Annotated in this window: 15 protein-coding genes and 4 tRNA genes; 2 read left to right on the plus strand and 17 right to left on the minus strand. The window is 64.2% G+C overall.

Annotated features, from left to right (window positions below):
* Positions 1-24: 24 nt before the first annotated feature.
* The 17 genes from rpoC to hisN form a co-directional block, all read right to left on the minus strand.
* Positions 25-4269, minus strand: a complete 4245-nt coding sequence (gene rpoC / locus AC6CR5_RS19960) for a DNA-directed RNA polymerase subunit beta' (protein WP_006389592.1) — start codon at positions 4267-4269, stop codon at positions 25-27.
* Positions 4269-8381, minus strand: coding sequence for a DNA-directed RNA polymerase subunit beta (gene rpoB, locus AC6CR5_RS19965; protein WP_006389591.1), 4113 nt, complete (start codon positions 8379-8381; stop codon positions 4269-4271). Before rpoB ends, rpoC begins: the two co-directional genes overlap by 1 nt.
* A gap of 163 nt (positions 8382-8544) precedes the next feature.
* A complete protein-coding gene (rplL, locus tag AC6CR5_RS19970) occupies positions 8545-8925 on the minus strand; it encodes a 50S ribosomal protein L7/L12 (RefSeq protein WP_006389590.1) in 381 nt (126 codons plus the stop codon).
* Between the two features lie 81 nt (positions 8926-9006).
* On the minus strand, positions 9007-9531 hold the full coding sequence (gene rplJ, locus AC6CR5_RS19975; protein WP_006389589.1) for a 50S ribosomal protein L10: 525 nt from the start codon (positions 9529-9531) through the stop codon (positions 9007-9009).
* Positions 9532-9780: 249 nt separating this feature from the next.
* Complete coding sequence (gene rplA / locus AC6CR5_RS19980) at positions 9781-10482, minus strand: 50S ribosomal protein L1 (protein ID WP_024070788.1); 702 nt, start codon at positions 10480-10482, stop codon at positions 9781-9783.
* Between the two features lie 2 nt (positions 10483-10484).
* Positions 10485-10916, minus strand: a complete 432-nt coding sequence (gene rplK / locus AC6CR5_RS19985) for a 50S ribosomal protein L11 (protein ID WP_006389587.1) — start codon at positions 10914-10916, stop codon at positions 10485-10487.
* Positions 10917-10977: 61 nt separating this feature from the next.
* Positions 10978-11511: a transcription termination/antitermination protein NusG gene (gene nusG, locus AC6CR5_RS19990; RefSeq protein WP_006389586.1), complete on the minus strand. Its 534-nt coding sequence runs from the start codon at positions 11509-11511 to the stop codon at positions 10978-10980.
* 9 nt (positions 11512-11520) lie between these two features.
* Positions 11521-11901 (minus strand): preprotein translocase subunit SecE, encoded by a 381-nt coding sequence (gene secE, locus AC6CR5_RS19995; RefSeq protein ID WP_006389585.1) that lies wholly within the window; start codon positions 11899-11901, stop codon positions 11521-11523.
* 64 nt (positions 11902-11965) lie between these two features.
* Positions 11966-12041: transfer RNA gene (locus AC6CR5_RS20000), tRNA-Trp, on the minus strand.
* A 151-nt stretch (positions 12042-12192) separates the two neighbouring features.
* Positions 12193-13383 (minus strand): elongation factor Tu, encoded by a 1191-nt coding sequence (tuf, locus tag AC6CR5_RS20005; RefSeq protein WP_020925806.1) that lies wholly within the window; start codon positions 13381-13383, stop codon positions 12193-12195.
* A 68-nt stretch (positions 13384-13451) separates the two neighbouring features.
* Positions 13452-13526, minus strand: a tRNA-Thr gene (locus AC6CR5_RS20010).
* A 12-nt stretch (positions 13527-13538) separates the two neighbouring features.
* Positions 13539-13612: transfer RNA gene (locus tag AC6CR5_RS20015), tRNA-Gly, on the minus strand.
* 150 nt (positions 13613-13762) lie between these two features.
* Positions 13763-13849: transfer RNA gene (locus AC6CR5_RS20020), tRNA-Tyr, on the minus strand.
* 113 nt (positions 13850-13962) lie between these two features.
* Positions 13963-15126 (minus strand): iron-containing alcohol dehydrogenase, encoded by a 1164-nt coding sequence (locus AC6CR5_RS20025; RefSeq protein WP_150101947.1) that lies wholly within the window; start codon positions 15124-15126, stop codon positions 13963-13965.
* Positions 15127-15146: 20 nt separating this feature from the next.
* The gene (locus tag AC6CR5_RS20030) at positions 15147-16538 is read right to left on the minus strand and encodes an aldehyde dehydrogenase family protein (protein WP_498084862.1); all 1392 of its coding nucleotides are present in this window, start codon (positions 16536-16538) and stop codon (positions 15147-15149) included.
* Between the two features lie 43 nt (positions 16539-16581).
* On the minus strand, positions 16582-17967 hold the full coding sequence (locus tag AC6CR5_RS20035; RefSeq protein ID WP_238920428.1) for a glutamine synthetase family protein: 1386 nt from the start codon (positions 17965-17967) through the stop codon (positions 16582-16584).
* A 64-nt stretch (positions 17968-18031) separates the two neighbouring features.
* Positions 18032-18838 carry a histidinol-phosphatase gene (hisN, locus tag AC6CR5_RS20040; RefSeq protein ID WP_047992495.1) on the minus strand — a complete coding sequence of 269 codons (807 nt, stop codon included), beginning with the start codon at positions 18836-18838 and terminating at the stop codon, positions 18032-18034.
* A 214-nt stretch (positions 18839-19052) separates the two neighbouring features.
* Between hisN and AC6CR5_RS20045 the strand changes: the two genes are divergently transcribed.
* Entirely contained in the window at positions 19053-20063 is a 1011-nt protein-coding gene (locus AC6CR5_RS20045) for an ABC transporter substrate-binding protein (protein WP_020925801.1), read from the plus strand.
* A 50-nt stretch (positions 20064-20113) separates the two neighbouring features.
* The gene (locus AC6CR5_RS20050) at positions 20114-21121 is read left to right on the plus strand and encodes an ABC transporter ATP-binding protein (protein ID WP_150101943.1); all 1008 of its coding nucleotides are present in this window, start codon (positions 20114-20116) and stop codon (positions 21119-21121) included.
* Positions 21122-21127: the final 6 nt, after the last annotated feature.

Raw genomic sequence — 21127 nt, forward strand, 5'->3', positions numbered from 1 at the left:
CGGGGGGTGCACCGGACGTCGCCCTTATTCGGCGGCGTCCTCGCTGCCCAGGTCGGACGACGGGACATCGGCGTCCGAGCCCACCGTGACCGGCGAGTCTTCGAACGGGTTGGCCAGCTGGCGGGCGGCTTCGCGTTCCGCGGCCTCCAGGGCTTCCTTGTCCTTGCGGGCATGGTGGTACGCCAGGCCGGTACCGGCCGGGATCAGGCGGCCGACGATGACGTTTTCCTTCAGGCCACGCAGGTCGTCGCGCTTGCCCATGATGGCGGCTTCGGTCAGGACACGCGTGGTTTCCTGGAACGAGGCGGCCGAGATGAACGAGTCGGTCGACAGCGAGGCCTTGGTGATACCCAGCAGCACGTTTTCGTACGTGGCCGGACGCTTGTCTTCAGCGTTGACGCGGTCGTTCTCGTTCAACAGCTCGGAGCGCTCGACCTGCTCGCCCGGGATGAACTCGGTATCGCCCGCATCGACGATGTTCACACGGCGCAGCATCTGACGAACAATCACTTCGATGTGCTTGTCGTTGATCTTCACGCCCTGCAGACGGTACACGTCCTGCACTTCGTCGACGATGTAGGTCGCCAGCTTCTCGATGCCCTGCAGGCGCAGGATGTCGTGGGGATCGGCCGGGCCGTCCACGATCATTTCGCCCTTGTTCACCACCTGGCCGTCGTGCACCAGCACCTGCTTTTCCTTCGGAATCAGGAACTCGTGGCTGACGCCTTCCAGGTCGGTGATGACCAGGCGCTGCTTGCCCTTGGTGTCCTTGCCGAACGAGACCGTGCCGGTGACGTCGGCGAGCATGCCGGCATCCTTGGGCGAACGGGCTTCGAACAGCTCGGCCACGCGCGGCAGACCGCCGGTAATGTCGCGGGTCTTTTGCGATTCCTGCGGAATACGCGCCAGGACTTCACCCACGGCAACCTGCTGGCCGTCACGCACGGTGATCAGCGCGCCGACCGGGAACGAGATGTTCACCGAGTGATCGGTGCCGGCGATCTTGACGTCTTCGCCGTTCTCGTTGACCAGCTTGATCTGCGGACGCATGACGATCTTGCCGCCACGGGTCTTGGGCGTGATGACGACGAGCGTCGACAGGCCGGTGACTTCGTCCACCTGCTTGGCCACGGTCACGCCTTCTTCGATGTTCTCGAAGCGGACAGCGCCACCGTATTCCGACACGATCGGACGGGTCAGCGGATCCCACGTCGCCAGGCGCGCGCCGGCCTTCACGGCCTCGCCGTCGCCCACCAGCACGGTCGCGCCGTACGGGATCTTGTGGCGTTCACGTTCGCGGCCGTTGTCGTCGAAGATCGCCAGTTCGCCCGAGCGCGAGATCGCGACGCGTTCGCCCTTGGCGTTGGTGACGTAGCGCATGGTGCTGGCAAAGCCGACCACGCCGCTGGACTTGGTTTCCACCGCGCTGGCCAGGGCCGAACGCGACGCCGCGCCACCGATGTGGAACGTACGCATCGTCAGCTGCGTGCCCGGTTCACCGATGGACTGGGCGGCGATGACGCCGACCGCTTCGCCCTGGTTCACCGAAGTGCCACGGCCGAGGTCACGGCCATAGCAGTGCGCGCACAGGCCGTGGCGCGTTTCGCAGGTCAGCGGCGTGCGGACCTTGACTTCATCCACGCCGATGCGGTCGATCATGTCGACCATGTCTTCGTCCAGCAGGGTGCCGGCGGTGATGGCCGTTTCCTGCGTGTCCGGGTTGACGATGTCGATGGCAGCCACGCGGCCCAGGATACGGTCGCGCAGCGGCTCGATGACTTCACCGCCTTCCACCAGGGCCTTCATGTTGTAGCCCTGCGAGGTGCCGCAATCGTCCTCGGTGATCACCAAGTCCTGCGTCACGTCGACCAGACGACGGGTCAGGTAGCCCGAGTTCGCGGTCTTCAGTGCCGTGTCGGCCAGACCCTTACGCGCGCCGTGAGTCGAGATGAAGTACTGAAGCACGTTCAGGCCTTCACGGAAGTTCGCGGTAATGGGCGTCTCGATGATCGAGCCGTCCGGCTTGGCCATCAGGCCGCGCATGCCGGCCAGCTGGCGGATCTGGGCGGCCGAACCGCGGGCGCCCGAGTCAGCCATCATGTAGATGGAGTTGAACGACTCCTGGCGCACTTCCTCGCCGTGACGGTTGATCACGGGTTCGGTGGCCAGCTGTTCCATCATCGCCTTGCCGACCTTGTCGCCGGCCTTGCCCCAGATGTCCACCACGTTGTTGTAGCGTTCCTGGGACGTGACCAGACCCGACGAGTACTGCTTGTCGATTTCCTTCACTTCACGGCTGGCTTCGGCCAGGATGCCTTCCTTGGCCGACGGGATCAGCATGTCGCCCATGGCGATCGAGATACCGCCGCGGGTGGCCAGGCGGAAGCCCGACTGCATCAGCTTGTCGGCGAAGATCACCGTGTCGCGCAGGCCGCAACGGCGGAACGACTGGTTGATCAGGCGCGAGATTTCCTTCTTCTTCAGCGCCTTGTTCAGGACGGTGAAGGGCAGGCCCTTGGGCAGGATCTCGGACAGCAGCGCGCGGCCGACGGTGGTTTCGTGGCGGCGGATCACCGGCTGCCATTCGCCATTCTCGTCACGCTCGTGTTCCTTCAGGCGCACGGTGATGCGGCTTTGCAGCTCCACTTCGCCGTTGTCGTAGGCGCGTTGCACTTCGGCCACGTCGGTGAAGAAGATGCCTTCGCCCTTGCCGTTGATGCGCTCGCGCGTCGTGTAGTACAGGCCCAGCACGATGTCCTGGGACGGCACGATCGACGGTTCGCCGTTGGCCGGGAACAGCACGTTGTTCGAAGCCAGCATCAGCGTGCGCGCTTCGAGCTGGGCTTCCAGCGACAGCGGCACGTGGACGGCCATCTGGTCACCGTCGAAGTCGGCGTTGAACGCCGCGCAGACCAGCGGGTGCAGCTGGATGGCCTTGCCTTCGATCAGCACCGGCTCGAACGCCTGGATGCCCAAACGGTGCAGCGTGGGCGCACGGTTCAGCATGACCGGGTGTTCGCGGATGACTTCTTCCAGGATGTCCCAGACCACCGGTTCCTGGCTTTCCACCAGCTTCTTGGCGGCCTTGATGGTCGTGGCCAGGCCCATCATCTCCAGGCGATTGAAGATGAACGGCTTGAACAGTTCCAGGGCCATAAGCTTGGGCAGGCCGCACTGGTGCAGCTTGAGCTGCGGACCCACCACGATGACCGAACGGCCCGAGTAGTCGACGCGCTTGCCCAGCAGGTTCTGACGGAAACGACCGCTCTTGCCCTTGATCATGTCGGCCAGGGACTTGAGCTGGCGCTTGTTGGCGCCGGTCATGGCCTTGCCGCGGCGACCGTTGTCCAGCAGCGAGTCGACCGCTTCCTGCAGCATGCGCTTTTCATTGCGCAGGATGATTTCAGGAGCCTTCAGCTCCAGCAGGCGCTTCAGACGGTTGTTGCGGTTGATAACGCGGCGGTACAGGTCGTTCAGGTCGGAGGTCGCGAAACGGCCGCCGTCCAGCGGCACCAGCGGACGCAGGTCCGGCGGCAGCACGGGCAGCACTTCCATGACCATCCACTCGGCCTTGATGCCGGACTTCTGGAAGCCTTCCAGCACCTTCAGGCGCTTGGAGATCTTCTTGATCTTGGCTTCCGAGCTGGTGGCCTTCAGTTCGCCGCGCAGCGTTTCCACTTCGCGGTCGATGTCGATGGTGCGCAGCAGTTCGCGCACGGCTTCGGCGCCCATCAGGGCACGGAAGTCGTCGCCGTATTCCTCGGTCTTGGCCAGGAAATCGTCATCCGACATGATCTGGCCGCGCTTGAGCGGCGTCATGCCGGGTTCGATCACGCACCAGGCTTCGAAGTACAGGACGCGTTCGATGTCGCGCAGGGTCATGTCGAGCACCATGCCCAGACGCGACGGCAGGCTCTTCAGGAACCAGATGTGCGCGACGGGGCTGGCCAGCTCGATGTGGCCCATGCGCTCACGGCGAACCTTGGCAACGGTAACTTCAACGCCGCACTTCTCGCAGATCACGCCACGGTGCTTCAGGCGCTTGTACTTGCCGCACAGGCACTCGTAGTCCTTGATCGGGCCGAAGATCTTGGAGCAGAACAGACCGTCACGCTCGGGCTTGAACGTGCGGTAGTTGATGGTCTCGGGCTTGCGAACTTCGCCGTAGGACCACGAACGGATCTTCTCGGGCGAGGCGATGCCGATCTTGATGGCATCGAATTGCTCGTCTTGCGAGACTTGCTTAAAGAGGTCGAGTAGCGCTTTCATTAGTTACGCTCCAAATCCATGTCCAGGGCCAACGAGCGGATTTCCTTGACCAGCACGTTGAACGATTCCGGCATGCCGGCATCGATGACGTGATCGCCCTTGACGATGTTTTCGTATACCTTGGTGCGGCCGGTGATGTCGTCGGACTTGACCGTCAGCATTTCCTGCAGGGTGTAGGCGGCGCCGTAGGCTTCCAGCGCCCACACTTCCATTTCCCCGAAACGCTGGCCACCGAACTGCGCCTTGCCGCCCAGCGGCTGCTGGGTCACGAGCGAGTACGGGCCGGTCGAACGCGCGTGCATCTTGTCGTCGACCAAGTGGTGCAGCTTCAGGTAGTGCATGTAGCCGACGGTGACCGGACGCTCGAACTTCTCGCCGGTGCGGCCGTCGTACAGCCACGCCTGCGTGCGCGAGGGCGTCAGCGCCATGCGCTTGGCGACGTCGTCCGGATAGGCCAGTTCCAGCATCTTGGTGATTTCCTCTTCGGTCGCGCCGTCGAAGACGGGCGTCGCGAACGGCACGCCGTTCTTGAGGTTCTGGGCCATTTCCATGACTTCTTCGTCGGTCAGCTCGTCGATGCGCGCGCCGGTGCCGGTCGTGTTGTAGACCTTGTCCAGGTAAGCGCGGACGTTCTTGACCTGCGCGGTGCGCTCGTCGCGCAGCATGTCGGCGATGCGGTGACCCACGCCCTTGGCAGCCCAGCCCAAGTGCACTTCCAGCACCTGGCCCACGTTCATCCGCGAGGGCACGCCCAGCGGGTTCAGAACGATGTCGGCCGGCGTGCCGTCAGCCATGTGCGGCATGTCTTCCACCGGGGTGATGCGCGAGACCACGCCCTTGTTGCCGTGACGGCCTGCCATCTTGTCGCCAGGCTGCAGACGACGCTTCACGGCCAGGTAGACCTTGATCATCTTCAGCACGCCCGGGGGCAGCTCGTCGCCCTGCGTCAACTTCTTGCGCTTCTCTTCGAAGGCCAGGTCGAACTGGTGACGCTTCTGCTCGAGCGATTCCTTGGCCTGCTCCAGCACCACGGCGTGGGGCTCGTCGGCCAGGCGGATGTCGAACCACTGCCAGCGGTCCAGATCAGCCAGGTAAGCCTTGGTGATCGTCGCGCCCTTGGCCAGCTTGCGCGGGCCGCCGTTGACGGTCTTGCCGACCAGCATCTTCTCGATACGGTCGAACTGGTCGTTTTCAACGATGCGCAGCTGGTCGTTCAGGTCCTGGCGATAGCGGCGCAGTTCATCGTCGATGATGGACTGGGCGCGCTTGTCGCGCACGATGCCTTCGCGCGTGAACACCTGCACGTCGATCACGGTGCCGGTCATGCCCGAAGGCACGCGCAGCGAGGTGTCCTTAACGTCGGACGCCTTTTCACCGAAGATGGCGCGCAGCAGCTTTTCTTCCGGCGTCAGCTGGGTTTCGCCCTTGGGCGTGACCTTGCCGACCAGCACGTCGTCGGCGCTGACTTCGGCGCCGATGTAGGTGATGCCGGAATCGTCCAGGCGGTTCAGTTGCGTCTCGGCCAGGTTGCTGATGTCGCGCGTGATTTCTTCCGGACCCAGCTTGGTATCGCGAGCGACAACCGTCAGTTCCTCGATGTGCACCGAGGTGTAGCGGTCATCGGCCACGACCTTTTCGGAGATCAGGATCGAGTCTTCGAAGTTGTAGCCGTTCCAGGGCATGAACGCGATCAGCATGTTCTGGCCCAGGGCGAGTTCGCCCAGGTCCGTCGATGCGCCGTCGGCCAGCACGTCACCCTTGGCGACACGGTCGCCACGCTTGACGATGGGACGCTGGTTGATGTTCGTGTTCTGGTTGGAACGCGTGTACTTGATCAGGTTGTAGATGTCGACACCGACTTCGCCGGCGACGTTTTCTTCGTCGTTCACGCGGATCACCACGCGTTCGGCGTCGACGTGGTCGACCAGGCCGCCACGCAGCGCCTGCACGGTGGTGCCCGAGTCAACGGCCACGGTGCGCTCGATACCCGTGCCCACGACCGGCTTTTCCGGACGCAGGCAAGGCACGGCCTGACGTTGCATGTTGGCGCCCATCAGCGCGCGGTTCGCGTCGTCGTGCTCCAGGAACGGAATCAGCGAGGCGGCGACCGACACGATCTGCGACGGGGCCACGTCCATGTAGTGCACGTTGGCCGGGGCGGTCAGCATGGTTTCGCCGGCTTCACGGCAAGCCACCAGGTCGTCCACGAACTTGCCTTCCTCGTCCAGCGCGGCGTTGGCCTGCGCGATGACGTAGTGGCTTTCTTCGATGGCCGACAGGTAGTCGATCTGGTCGCTGACGCGGCCGTCGACGATCTTGCGGTAAGGCGTTTCCAGGAAGCCGTACTCGTTCAGGCGAGCGTACAGCGCCATGGAGTTGATCAGGCCGATGTTCGGGCCTTCCGGCGTTTCGATCGGGCAGACGCGGCCGTAGTGGGTCGGGTGCACGTCACGCACTTCGAAGCCGGCGCGCTCGCGGGTCAGACCGCCCGGGCCCAGTGCCGAAACACGACGCTTGTGCGTGATTTCCGACAGCGGGTTGGTTTGGTCCATGAACTGCGACAGCTGGCTCGAACCGAAGAACTCCTTGATGGCGGCCGAGATCGGCTTGGAGTTGATCAGGTCGTGCGGCATCAGGTTTTCGGTCTCGGCCTGGCCCAGACGTTCCTTGACGGCGCGTTCGACGCGCACGAGGCCGGCGCGGAACTGGTTCTCGGCCAGTTCGCCGACGCAACGCACGCGGCGGTTGCCCAGGTGATCGATGTCGTCGATCTGGCCACGGCCGTTACGCAGCTCGACCAGCACCTTGATGGTTTCAAGGATGTCTTCGTTGGTCAGCGTCATCGGGCCGGTGATGTCCTCACCACGGCCCAGGCGGCTGTTGACCTTCATGCGGCCGACGCGCGACAGGTCGTACGTTTCTTCGCTGTAGAACAGGCGCTGGAACAGCGCTTCCACCGCTTCTTCGGTGGGCGGTTCACCAGGACGCATCATGCGGTAGATGGCAACGCGCGCGGCCATCTGGTCGGCGGTTTCATCGGTGCGCAGCGTCTGCGAAATGTACGGGCCGCGGTCCAGGTCGTTCGTGTAGAGCGTCTGGATGTCGTGCACGTTGGCGGCGCGCAGGGCGCCCAGCACGCTTTCGGTGATCTCGTCGTTGGCGTTGGCGATGACCTCGCCGGTATCGGCGTCAACGATGTTCTTGGCCAGCACGCGGCCGTACAGGAAGTCTTCCGGCACGGAGATGCGCTGGATGCCGCCGGCAGCCAGGTCGCGCAGGTGCTTGGCGTTGATACGCTTGTCTTTCTCGACGATGACCTTGCCCGAACGGTCCGCGATGTCGAAGCGGGCCATTTCGCCCTTCCAGCGCTCGGGCACGAATTCCATCATGGCGCCTTCGCTCTTCAACTCGAAGTTGTCGAAGTCGAAGAAGTTGGCCAGGATCGATTCCGGCGTCATGCCGATGGCCTTGCACAGGATGGTGACAGGCATCTTGCGGCGACGGTCGACGCGGAAGAACAGGATGTCCTTGGGGTCGAATTCGAAGTCCAGCCACGAACCGCGGTAGGGAATCACGCGGGCCGAGAACAGCAGCTTGCCCGAGCTGTGCGTCTTGCCGCGGTCGTGCTCGAAGAACACGCCAGGCGAGCGGTGCAGCTGCGAGACGATGACACGTTCGGTGCCGTTGATGACGAACGAACCGGTGCCGGTCATGAGCGGAATCTCGCCCATGTAGACTTCCTGTTCCTTCACTTCCTTGACGGTGGGCTTGCTGACTTCGCGGTCAAGCAGCACCAGGCGGACCTTGGCTCGCAGGGGCGAGGCATAGGTCAGGCCACGTTGCTGACATTCCTTGACATCGAACACCGGTTCGCCGAGCACATAGCTCACGAACTCCAAGCGCGCCATACCGTTGTGACTAACGATCGGGAAAATCGACGAAAACGCCGCCTGCAAACCGTCGGCTACGCGATCGGACGGGGCGGTATCCGCCTGCAGGAAAGTTAGGTAGGATTGAAGCTGAGTCGCCAAAAGGAAGGGAACGTTTTGAACGTCTTCACGCTTGGCGAAGCTTTTGCGGATGCGCTTTTTTTCGGTGTACGAGTAAGGCATGAGCACTCCGACTCGAGGTTGCATGGGCCGTCAACCACGGCCCCAGGTGATACGACTCCAGGAAACCCCTCTGGAAAGGGCATGACCCCAGCAGGGGTTTCCTGGAAACGCAAAAGCCCGGGGACGGCAAATTGCGCTGTCCCCGGGCAAGTTGACGCAGGTCTTACTTGACTTCGACCTTGGCGCCAGCTTCTTCCAGCTTCTTCTTGGCGGCTTCGGCGTCAGCCTTGGCAACGCCTTCCTTGACGGGCTTCGGAGCGCCGTCGACCAGGTCCTTGGCTTCCTTCAGGCCCAGACCGGTCAGCTCGCGCACGGCCTTGATGACGGAAACCTTGTTGGCGCCGGCTTCAGCCAGGACAACGGTGAACTCGGTCTGCTCTTCAGCAGCGGCGGCGGCGCCACCAGCGGCGGGAGCAGCGACAGCGACAGCGGCGGCAGCAGCCGACACGCCGAACTTCTCTTCCATTTCCTTGATCAGCTCGGACAGTTCGAGCACGGTCATGCCAGCGATGGCGTCAAGGATTTCAGCTTTGTTAAGTGCCATTTTTAAGAACTCCAAATATTGGGTAATGCCAGGGTTTGGGTGTCGCTCGGTCGTTCAGCGAATTTCCGTGAAGGGCGGGGATTAAGCCGCGGCCTTCTGGTCGCGCACGGCGGCGAGGCCACGGGCGAACTTGGTCGGAACTTCGTTGAGCGTACGCACGAATTGCGCGATGGGGGCTTGCATGGTGCCCAGCAGTTTCGACAGCAACTCTTCGCGCGAGGGCATGGTGGCCAGGGCCTTCACGCCTTCTTGGTTCAGCAGGCTGTTGGGCAGAGCGCCCGCCTTGATGACCAGCTTGTCGTTGCTTTTCGCGAAACCTGCGAGGACCTTGGCCGCCGTAACCGGATCAGCGCTGATGCCATAGATCAGCGGACCGGTCAGTTGCTCGGCCAACGGCTCGAAAGCCGTGCCGGCAACAGCACGACGGGCCAGCGAGTTCTTCAGAACACGCAGATACACGCCCGATTCACGCGCAGTTTTGCGCAGTACGGTGACAGAGGCGACGTCCAGACCACGGTACTCGGCGATAACAATCGATTGCGCCTTGGCCACTTCGGCCGAGACTTCCTCGATTACCACCGCTTTCTCTTGACGATTGAGACTCACGGTTTGAACACTCCATCAAAAGACGCCTGGGGCCGGAGCCTTGCGCGTCAACCGAATGCGGCGCCTGGTCGAGTTCTTCGGGTAAAGAAATCTTCCTGGGGACGCCGTCTACGCTGGATCCGAACTTTGCGAGCTTCGGGATTAAGCGGGGCGGCGGGATAGTGCTTCCACCGACCTGCTCCAGCGGTCTTTGACAGCAGCATCCGGAGGAATCCGGATGCGGCCCAAAGTACGTTTACAGCTGTTGGCTTAGTTGGTAGCCGACAGCGAGGCAATTTCCACGCGCGCACCGCCGCCCATCGTGGACGAAACGGCCAGCTTGCGCAGGTAGATGCCCTTGGCAGCGGCGGGACGAGCCTTTTGCAGGGCGTCGACCAGAGCGGCCAGGTTGGTTTGCAGCTGTTCCACGCCGAACGACGCGCGGCCGATCGTGGCGTGGATGATGCCGGCCTTGTCGGTGCGGTACTGAACCTGACCGGCCTTGGCGTTCTTGACGGCGGTGGCGACGTCGGGGGTCACGGTGCCGACCTTCGGGTTCGGCATCAGGCCACGCGGGCCCAGGATCTGACCCAGGGCGCCGACGACACGCATCGTGTCGGGCGAGGCGATGACCACGTCGAAGTCCATCTGACCGGCCTTGATCTGGTCGGCCAGGTCGTCCAGGCCGACGATGTCGGCGCCGGCGGCCTTGGCGGCCTCGGCCTTGTCGCCTTGGGCGAACACGGCGACACGAACCGTCTTGCCGGTGCCGGCGGGCAGCACGACCGAGCCGCGGACCAGTTGGTCCGACTTCTTCGGGTCGATGCCCAGCTGCACGGCCACGTCAATCGATTCGTTGAACTTGGCGACAGCGGTTTCCTTGACCAGGGTCAGGGCTTCGGCGACCGGGTACAGCTTGGTGCGGTCGATCTTTTGCGCAATGGCGGCGGCGCGCTTGCTCAGTTTTGCCATGATTAGATCCCCTCAACCGTGATGCCCATGCTGCGGGCGCTGCCAGCGATCGTGCGGACGGCGGCGTCCAGATCGGCGGCGGTCAGATCGGGGCCCTTGGCCTTGGCGATTTCTTCAGCTTGCGCGCGGGTCAGCGTGCCGACCTTGTCGGTATGCGGCTTGGACGAACCCTTTTGCACGCCGGCGGCCTTCTTGATGAGGACCGTCGCGGGCGGGGTCTTCATGATGAAGGTGAAGCTCTTGTCGGCGAAAGCGGTGATCACCACCGGAATCGGCAGACCAGGCTCCATGCCTTGGGTCTTGGCGTTGAACGCCTTGCAGAATTCCATGATGTTCAGGCCACGCTGACCCAGGGCCGGGCCAATCGGGGGGGAGGGGTTAGCCTTACCAGCCGGCACTTGCAGCTTGATAAAGCCGACGATCTTCTTCGCCATGCTTTGCTCCTTGCGGGTTATATCGCCCTAGCGCGCGGCCAGGGCTCCCCGGGGGTTGAAATCAGGTCTTTTCGACCTGGCTGAAATCCAGTTCGACGGGGGTGGCACGACCGAAGATCGTGACAGACACGCGAACCTTGCTCTTTTCGTAGTTGACTTCTTCGACGTTGCCGTTGAAGTCCGCAAACGGACCTTCCTTGACCCGAACCATCTCGCCCACTTCGAACAGGATCTTGGGGCGGGGTTTCTCGACGCCCTCTTCCATCTGGGAGAGGATCTTTTCGACTTCCTTTTCGGAAATCGGGGTCGGACGATTGCCCGAGCCACCCAAAAAGCCGGTGACGCGGTTGGTGTTCTTGACCAGGTGCCACGTTTCGTCGGTCAGGTCCATTTCAACCAGGACATAACCGGGGAAAATGCGGCGCTCGGTGATCGACTTCTGGCCACCCTTGACCTCGACGACTTCCTCGGAGGGCACAAGAATGCGGCCGAAAGACGTTTGCAGGCCCGCGCGCTCGATGCGCTCGTTCAGGGCCTTGTGTACGCTTTTTTCCATGCCGGAGTACACATGGACGACATACCAACGCTTACTCATTCGCCGTCCTTATTTCCAGCCCAACAACAGGCCGTAGAGAATCCATTCGATGCCCTTGTCGAGCACCCACATGAAAATGCCCATGACCGCCACGAACGCGAAAACGATGCCCGTCATCTGGGTCGTTTCCTTGCGGGTCGGCCACGACACACGCTTGACTTCGTTGTAGGACTCGCTGGCAAAGCTCAGGGTGCGACGGCCGGGTTCACTGAACCACGCGATCACGGCTGCGATCACGAGGCCGCCGACAAAGACGCCGATACGGGCAGGCATCGGTTGCGCGCTGAGCACGGAAAACCCGACGATGCCAGCAATAACGACAAGAACCGCCAGCCCGAGCTTGACCCGGTCGGCGGTACTGGTTACGGTTTCTACGCTGGTATTAGACATATTGCGACGCGAGCCGCCGTGAATGCGTAACTCGCGATGATCTCCCGCGGGTTTATCCTGGCGGTGGCAGGGGCAGTAGGAATCGAACCTACAACCTTCGGTTTTGGAGACCGACGCTCTGCCAATTGAGCTATGCCCCTAAAACTCACACATCACTACACGTGCACTACACTTTCGCCGCTCCAGCCAGGCCGCCACGCGTAGCGGCTTGCGGAACCAAACATCATACTACTTTTACAGCAAAGATGGATAGAGGGGCTTGAGAGCCCACTCTACCCATCCGGGTATTGCTTACTTCAGGATCTTGGCGACGACGCCGGCGCCGACGGTACGACCGCCTTCACGGATGGCGAAACGCAGGCCTTCTTCCATGGCGATCGGGGCCAGCAGCTTGACGGTCATCGTCACGTTGTCGCCCGGCAGGACCATTTCCTTGTCGGCCGGCAGGTCGATCGTGCCGGTCACGTCCGTCGTGCGGAAGTAGAACTGGGGACGATAGCCGTTGAAGAACGGGGTGTGGCGGCCGCCTTCTTCCTTGGACAGGATGTACACCTCGGAGGTGAAGTCCGTGTGCGGGGTGATCGAGCCCGGCTTGGCCAGAACCTGGCCGCGCTGGACGTCTTCACGCTTGGTGCCGCGCAGCAGGATGCCCACGTTGTCGCCGGCTTGACCTTGGTCCAGCAGCTTGCGGAACATTTCCACGCCGGTGCAGGTCGTCTTGACCGTCGGGGTGATACCGACGATTTCGATTTCTTCGCCGACCTTGATCACGCCGCGTTCGATACGGCCGGTCACCACGGTGCCTCGACCCGAGATCGAGAACACGTCTTCGACCGGCATCAGGAACGCGCCGTCAACGGCACGCTCGGGCGTCGGGATGTAGGTGTCCAGGGCTTGGGCCAGCGACAGGATCGCTTGCTCGCCCAGTTCGCCCTTGTCGCCTTCCAGCGCCAGCTTGGCCGAACCCTTCACGATCGGGGTGTCGTCGCCCGGGAAGTCGTACTTGCTCAGCAGTTCGCGAACTTCCATTTCCACCAGCTCGAGCAGCTCGGCGTCGTCAACCATGTCGGCCTTGTTCAGGAAGACGATGATGTACGGCACGCCAACCTGGCGGCTCAGCAGGATGTGTTCACGCGTTTGCGGCATCGGGCCGTCAGCGGCCGACACGACCAGGATCGCGCCGTCCATCTGGGCAGCGCCCGTGATCATGTTCTTGACGTAGTCAGCGTGGCCCGGGCAGTCAACGTGCGCGTAGTGGCGCGTTTCCGTTTCGTACTCGACGTGGGCCGTGTTGATCGTGATGCCGCGAGCCTTTTCTTCAGGAGCCGCGTCGATCTGGTCGTAGCCCTTGGCTTCGCCGCCGAACTTGGTCGACAGAACGGTCGTGATCGCCGCCGTCAACGTCGTTTTGCCGTGGTCAACGTGACCAATCGTACCCACGTTCACGTGCGGCTTGGTACGTTCAAACTTGCCTTTTGCCATGGCTGACTCCTGACCTGGATTGCGCTTTTGACTGAAGCTGCTGACTGAAGAAAAGACTTTGGAATTTGTGGTGCCCATGGCGCGGATCGAACGCGCGACCTCTCCCTTACCAAGGGAGTGCTCTACCACTGAGCCACATGGGCATGTGTACTGCTTGGAGCGGGTGAAGGGAATCGAACCCTCGTCGTAAGCTTGGAAGGCTTCTGCTCTACCATTGAGCTACACCCGCGGCTGTCCTTTCACCACCTCACTATCTATCCCAGACTTTCAAAACTAAGGCCTTGGAGAACCAGCCACCTTCGTTGCGAAGGCCGCCCAGTTCCCTAGGCCTACATTTTAAAATCCAGGCAAACATCGCCTGGATTCAGGTTTGGGTCTCTGGTGGAGGAGGTTGGATTCGAACCAACGTAGGCGCAAGGCCAACAGATTTACAGTCTGCCCCCTTTAACCACTCGGGCACCCCTCCAGCGGAGAACTTGAGATTATGAACACTTTCAAATCCGCTGTCAAACGCCTGGGACGAAAAATATTCAAAACTTTCGTTCTGCCTGCCGCGTTTCCGCGCAGAGGGGGCGAAGCTTACAAGATTCCGCGAACGGCTGCACGAAAAAGTTCGGCGTACTGGTCTGGCGTGTAGGCGACGGGGTTGGTGCCGCCCGATGGATCCTCGCTGGCCATGCGCCCTACCCGCTCGGCTTGCGCGTCGTCGATGCCGATGTCGGCCAGGGTGTGCGGAATGCCGACGGTCTCGCGCAGGCCCAGCACCCAGTCGAGCACGGCGCCGGGGCCGTCATCCGGCAATGCCAGATAGCGCGCCAGTGCCTGCAGCCGCGGCGCCACCGCGTGCAGGTTGGCCTTGAGCACGTAGGGCATGAGGATGGCGTTGAGCATGCCATGATGGGCGTCGTACAGCGCCCCCAGCGGATGCGCCAGCGCGTGCATCGCGCCCAGGCCGCGCTGGAACGCGGTGGCGCCCATGCTGGAGGCCACCAGCATCTGCTGGCGCGCCTGCAGGTCGGCGCCGTCAGCCACGGCCCGCGGCAGGTATTCCTTGATCATGCGCATGCCTTCCAGCGCGATGCCGGCGGCCATCGGATGGAAGAACGGCGAACAGTAGGCCTCGAGGTTGTGCGACAGCGCGTCCATGCCGGTCGCGGCAGTGATGCGCGGCGGCAGGCCGACGGTGAGTTCGGGATCGAGGATGACGATGGCGGGCAGCATGCGCGCGTGGAAGATGATGCGCTTGACCTGCGCCGCCTCGTCGGTGATGACGGAGGCGCGCCCCACTTCCGAGCCCGTGCCCGCGGTGGTCGGCACCGCGACGACTGGCGCCATGCCGGCCACGTTCACGCGCAGGTAGTTGTCGCCCACGTCTTCGAAGTCCCACAGCGGACGCTTCTGGCCGGCCATCAACGCGATGGCCTTGGCCGCGTCCAGCGCCGAGCCGCCGCCGAACGCGATGACGCCATCGTGGCGGCCTTCGCGATAGCGCGCCACGCCGTCGTCCACGTTCCTGCCGGTGGGGTTGCCCTTCACTTCGTGGAACAGGCCGCATTCGAGTCCGGCCTGGCGGCAGCCGCGCACCGCGTCGGCGATCATGGGCAGCGCGGCCAGGCCGGGATCGGTGACCAACAAGGGGCGCGCCATGCCGAGTTCGCGGCACCAGTCGGGCAACTCCTTGATGCGGCCGGGGCCTGCCTTGATGGCGGTGGGATAGTTCCAGTTGACGCTGGGGACGGTCATGTCGGCTCCTGGTCGCGCGCTCAGGCGTGGCGGCGCAGATGGAAGGATTTGGCTTGGGTGAGCTGTTCGTAGCCGACGCGCGACAGCGAAACGCCACGGCCGGTTTGCTTGACGCCGGTCCACGCCAGCGCGGGATCGAGGTAGTCGCAGCGGTTCATGAAGACGGTGCCCGTGCGCAACTGGCGGCCAAGATGCAATGCGGCCTCTTCATCCTGCGTGAAGATGGCGGCGGTCAGGCCATAGGGGCTGTCGTTCATCAAGGCGACGGCCTCTTCGTCGCTGTCGACCGGCATCACGCCGACCACGGGGCCGAAGCATTCATCGTTCATCACGCGCATGCGGTGATCCACCTGCGTCAGCAGCGCCGGCGCCACGTACGGCGTGCCGGCGCGCGCGGCGGCGAAACGCGTGGCATCGACCAGGTTGCGGGCGCCGCGCGATTCGGCTTCGGCGATCATTTCGCGCACCTCGTCGGCCGCGCGCGTGCGCACCACCGGGCCGAGCGTGGTGTCCGGCTGCAGGGGATCGCCCAGCACGTACTCCTGGGTCAGCGCCGCGGCGCGATCGATGAAATCCTGGTAGCGGTCGCGCGCCACGTAGATGCGCTGGATGCCGCAGCAGGACTGGCCGGAATTGAAGAAGGCGCCGTCCACCAGCGTCTCGACCGCGTGCGCCAGGTTGGCGTCGGCGCGCACATACGCGGGGTCGTTGCCGCCCAGCTCCAGGCCCACGCCGATGAAGCGGCCGGCGGCGGCCTGCTCCACGCTCTGGCCGCCGCGCACCGAACCGGTGAAGGAGACATAGCCGATCTCGGGCGCGCGGATCAGCCGCTGCGCGATGTCGTGGTTCGCGTGCAGGTACTGGAACACGCCATGCGGCACGCCGGCCTCGCTGAAAGCGCGGCCGATGAGCTCGGCGCACAGCGGGGTCTGGTCGGAGTGCTTGAGGATCACGGTGTTGCCGGCCATCAGCGCCGGCACGATGCTGTTCACGGCCGTCAGCAGCGGATAGTTCCAAGGCGCGATCGTCAACGCCACGCCGATCGGCTCGCGGCTGATGAAGCGCGTGAAGCCCGCGATCTCGGGCACCTGGATCGGCGCCAGCGCTTCGGCGGCGATGCCGATCATGTGGCGCGCGCGCGCCTCGAAGCCATCGACCTCACCCGGCGTGTAGCGCAGCGGACGGCCCATCTGGATCGTGATGGCGCGCGCGATCTCGGCCTTGCCGGCGACGAAGCGCGTCACCGCATCCGACAGGATGCGGCCGCGCTGCTCGATGCCGAGCGCGTGCCAGGCGCCCTGCGCGGCCTGCGCGTCGGCCAGCGCCTGCGCGACCTGCGCCTCGCTGGCGTAGGGACGGCGCACGACTTCGCGGCCGTCGATGGGACTGATGGTGATGAGTTCCTGCGTCATGGCGACCCTGTGCATGCGTGGTGAAAAGATGAAGCGGCGGCGTTCAGATGATCTCGAAATAGCGAGCCAGCTCCCAATCGGTGACGTGGCGCCGGAACTGGCGCTCTTCCCATTCGCGCGTGGCGGCGTAATGCTCGACGAAGGCATCGCCGAACAGCTCGCGCGCGGCTTCGGACTGGCGCAGGCGCTGCGCCGCTTCCCACAACGTGGTGGGCAGGTGCAGGCGGTCGGGAAACTGCTGCGTGTAGGCGTTGCCCTGCACCATTGGTTCGGGTTCCAGGCCCTGCTCGATGCCATGCAGGCCAGAGGCCAACGCGGCGGACAGCGCCAGATAGGGATTGGCGTCGGCCGAGCCGATGCGCACTTCGACGCGCTGCGACTTGTCGCTGCCCGGGATGAGGCGCAGCGCGGTGGTGCGGTTCTCCATGCCCCAGGTGGCGTCCAGCGGCGCCCAGTAACCCGGCACCAGGCGCGAATAACTGTTGATGGTCTGCGCGTACAGCGCCATGAATTCGGGCAGGTAGCGTTGCACGCCAGCCATGAAGGCCGCCTGCGTCGCGCTCATGCCGTGCGGACGCGACTCGTCGTAGAAGGCCGAGCGGCCGCTGGTGCGGTCGCGCAGCGACAGGTGGATGTGGCCGCTCTGGCCGGGATGATCGTGCGACCACTTCGCCATGAAGGTGGCCATCAGGCCGTTCTGCTGCGCCAGCGCCTTGGTGAAGGTCTTGAAGAGGAAGGCCTTGTCGCCGGCGGCGGCGGCCTGGTCGACCGCGATGGCCGCCTCCAGCACGCCGGGACCGGTCTCGGTATGCAGGCCTTCGATCGGCATGTCCATGCGCTCGCACATGTCGAGCAGCTTGCGATAGAAATCGCCCTGCACGGTGCTGCGCAGCACCGAGTAGCCGAAGTTGCCGGGGGTCCAGTTCTCCATGTCGCGGTAGTGTTTGGCGCGCACCGAATGCGGCGTTTCGCGGAACATGAAAAACTCGTATTCGAGCGCGGCGTAGACCTCGAAGCCCATGCCGGCGGCGCGGTCCAGCGTGCGGTGCAGCAGGCGGCGCGGGCAGATGTCGGCCGCGAGGCCTTCGAACTCGGCCAGGAACAACAACATGTCCTCGCCCCCGGGGCCCTGCTCCAGCGGCAGCCGGCGGCAGGTGCTGGGCACGATGCGCAGCTTGGCATCGGGATAGGCCGTGTGCCAGCCGGTGTACTTGGTGTTGTCGTAGAGCTGGTCGTCCAGGTCCCAGCCAAACACCACGTCGCAGAAAGCCAGCCCGCCGCGCAGCGCGGCCAGGAATTTGTCGCGCCTGACGTACTTGCCCAGCATGACGCCATCGACGTCGGACAGGCCGATCTTGATATGCGAGAGCGTGCTGGCCTGAACCAGCCGCTCCGCGTCTTCCACCGTTGCTACCCCTAGTGCATGCATGGCTCGTTCACCTTGTCGTGGCTGAAGCGTTGCGTTGACGTGCGGGGTCGCGGGGCGCGGTGTTTCAGGTCACGGCCGCCCCCAGCATCCGCATCGCCTCGCGATGCAGCTGCGGCGTGGCGGCCGCGATCACGCGGCCCTGCGACGCGAGGCCTAACGGCTGCCCCGACCAATCGGTAATGACGCCGCCCGCGCCTTCGATCACGGGCATCAGCGCCAGGTAGTCATACGGCTGCAGGCCGGCCTCGACCACCAGGTCGACGTGGCCGCTGGCCAGCAGGCCATAGCTGTAGCAGTCGCCGCCGTAGCGGCGCATGCGCGCCGAGCGCGCCAGCGCGTCGAATGCGGCCAGATCGGCGCCTTCGAAGATGTCGGGCGAGGTGGCGTAAAGAATCGCCTGGTCCAGTTCGGTGCATTGACGGGTGCGGCAGGGCTCGCCATTCAGGCGCGCGGGCGAACCGGCGGCGCCGAGCCAGCGCTCGGCCATCATGGGAATGTCGATCAGGCCCAGCACCGGGCGGCCGCGGTGCAGCAGGCCCAGCAGCGTGCCCCACAGGGGATTGCCGGAAATGAACGCGCGGGTGCCGTCGATGGGGTCGAGCGACCACACCCACTCGGCCTCGGCATGGCTGGCGCCGTATTCCTCGCCGAAGATGCCGTGATCCGGATACTGGCGGGCGATGGCTTCGCGCAGCGCTTGCTCGACCTCGCGGTCGGCGCGGGTGACGGGACTTTCATCCGCCTTGGTCTCCACCATCAGGGGGTGGCGGAACCACTGGCGCGACAGGGGCCGGACCTGGTCCGCCAGCGTCTGGGCGAACGAGGAAAACGCGGCCAATTGCTGCGCGGTGGGCAGCGGCGAAGTTTGCATGACGAGCTCCGAGGCGTAACGCGGCGCGGAAAGACCCATGCGATTCGGGTTTTTCCAGTCTAGACACGTTGCCACAAATTTGCAAATATACCTAAAAACGCAACCCGGGAAACGCAACGTTTCCTCGCGCAACCCTACCGCCCCGCCCGCAGGTCGCCGTCCGCAGAAAAGCAGCTCATCGCCGTTGCCGTGTATTCCTTTCCGGAGTCCCATCATGCAATGTAAGAAGAAGCTTGGTCTTGTGGTTGCAGTAATTTCCCTAGGTTTTGCCCAGGCCGTCCACGCCGGCGCGATCACCGTCTACACGGCGCTGGAGGAAGACGAGATCGCCGCCTACCTGAAGGCCGCCAACGCCGCCCTGCCCGACGTGAAGGTCAATGTGCTGCGCCTGTCCACCGGCGACCTGGGCGCTCGCCTGATCGCCGAGGCCGGCAATCCGCAGCAGGACGTGATCTGGGGCTTCGCGGTCAGCAACATGCTGGATCCGCGCCTGCAGAAGCTGCTGGAACCGTATGCGGCCAAGGGCATCGAAGCCCTGCCCGCGCAATACAAGGCCGCCGACAACAAATGGTTCGCCGCCACCGGCTACGTGGCCGCGTTCTGTGTCAACACCGACCGGCTCAAGTCCAGGAACCTGCCGATGCCGACCTCGTGGGAAGACCTGACCAAGCCGGTCTACAAGGGCGAGATCGTCATCCCCAGTCCGGCGGCATCCGGCACCGGTTATCTGCAGATCGTCGCGCTGCTGCAGGGCCTGGGCGCCGAGAAAGGCTGGGCGCTGCTCAAGGACCTGGACAAGAACGTGGCGCAGTACACGCCGTCGGGGTCGCGCCCCTGCAAGATGGCGCGCGCCGGCGAGTATGCGATCGGCGTGTCGTTCGCGTTCCCGGCGATGCAATCGATCGAGGAAGGCTTTCCGGTGAAGATGGTGATCCCGTCGAAATGGGTGGGCTATGAGCTGGAAGCCTCGGGCCTGATGAAGACGGCGAAGAATCCCGCGGACGCCAAGCGCTTCCTCGACTGGACGCTGTCGGCGCAGGCAGGCGGGCTGTACAGCAAGTACAAGGAACTGGTGACGATTCCCGGCGCCGCCCCAAACAAGGCGGCCGAGGCCGCCGGGCTGCCCAAGGACCTGACCGCCGTGCTGTACCCCGTGGACTTCCAGAAATCGGCGGCGGAACGCGACGCCACCATCAAGACCTGGCAGGACACCATCAAACGCTGACGGCGCGCGCGGCCGGCGCGCCGGCCGCCACGCCACCGCCTGGAGCGGCCATGTACCTGGAATTGCGCGGGATCCGCAAGACCTTCGACGGCGCGGTGGCGCTGGAAGGCATCGACCTGTCAGTGGGCGAACATGAATTCGTCTGCCTGCTGGGACCCAGCGGCTGCGGCAAGACCACCCTGCTGCGCATCGTCGCCGGTCTGCTGCCATTCGACAGCGGCACCATCACGCTGGGCGGACGCGACCTGTCGGCGCTGCCGGCGCGCAAGCGCGGCTTCGGCATCGTGTTCCAGTCGTATTCGCTGTTTCCCAACATGACGGTGGCCGAGAACGTCGGCTACGGGTTGCGCATCCGCGGCGAGACGCGCGAGCGCATCGACGCACGGGTGCGCGAATTGCTCGCGCTGATCAAGCTGCCGGATTATGCACAGCGTTATCCCCACCAATTGTCCGGCGGCCAGCAGCAGCGCGTGGCATTGGCGCGCGCGCTGGCGGTGGACCCCGCGCTGATCCTGCTTGATGAACCCCTGTCGGCGCTGGATGCGCGCGTGCGCACCGACATGCGCGCCGAGATCCACGAGGTGCAGCGACGCCTGCGGATCCCGACCATCATGGTGACGCACGACCAGGAGGAAGCGCTCACGCTGGCCGATAAGATCGTGTGCATGAATGACGGCCGCGTCGAGCAGGTGGGATCGCCTTCCGACCTGTATCTGCGGCCGAGCACACGCTTCGTCGCCAACTTCGTCGGCCTGAGCAACCTGTTGCCGACCGACTGGGTGCGCGAGGCCATGCCGGCGCTGCTGGCGACCCGGCCCGATGGCGCCAGCGAGCGTTTCGAGGCCTGCCTGCGGCCGGAAAACCTGCGCATCACCGCCGACGAGCGCGGGCCGGGCCGGGTGCGCGCAATGACCTTCATGGGCAACCTGACGCGCGTGCGGGTGGACTGGCGAGGTCGCGAGTTTCTGGTCGAACAGCAGGGGGCGGCGGGCCTGTCGCAGGGCGCGCCCGTGCGGCTGGACATGGCGCCGGAACAATGCGCCTGGGTTCGCGTATGACTGCGT

Source organism: Achromobacter sp. EG18, assembly GCF_059759395.1.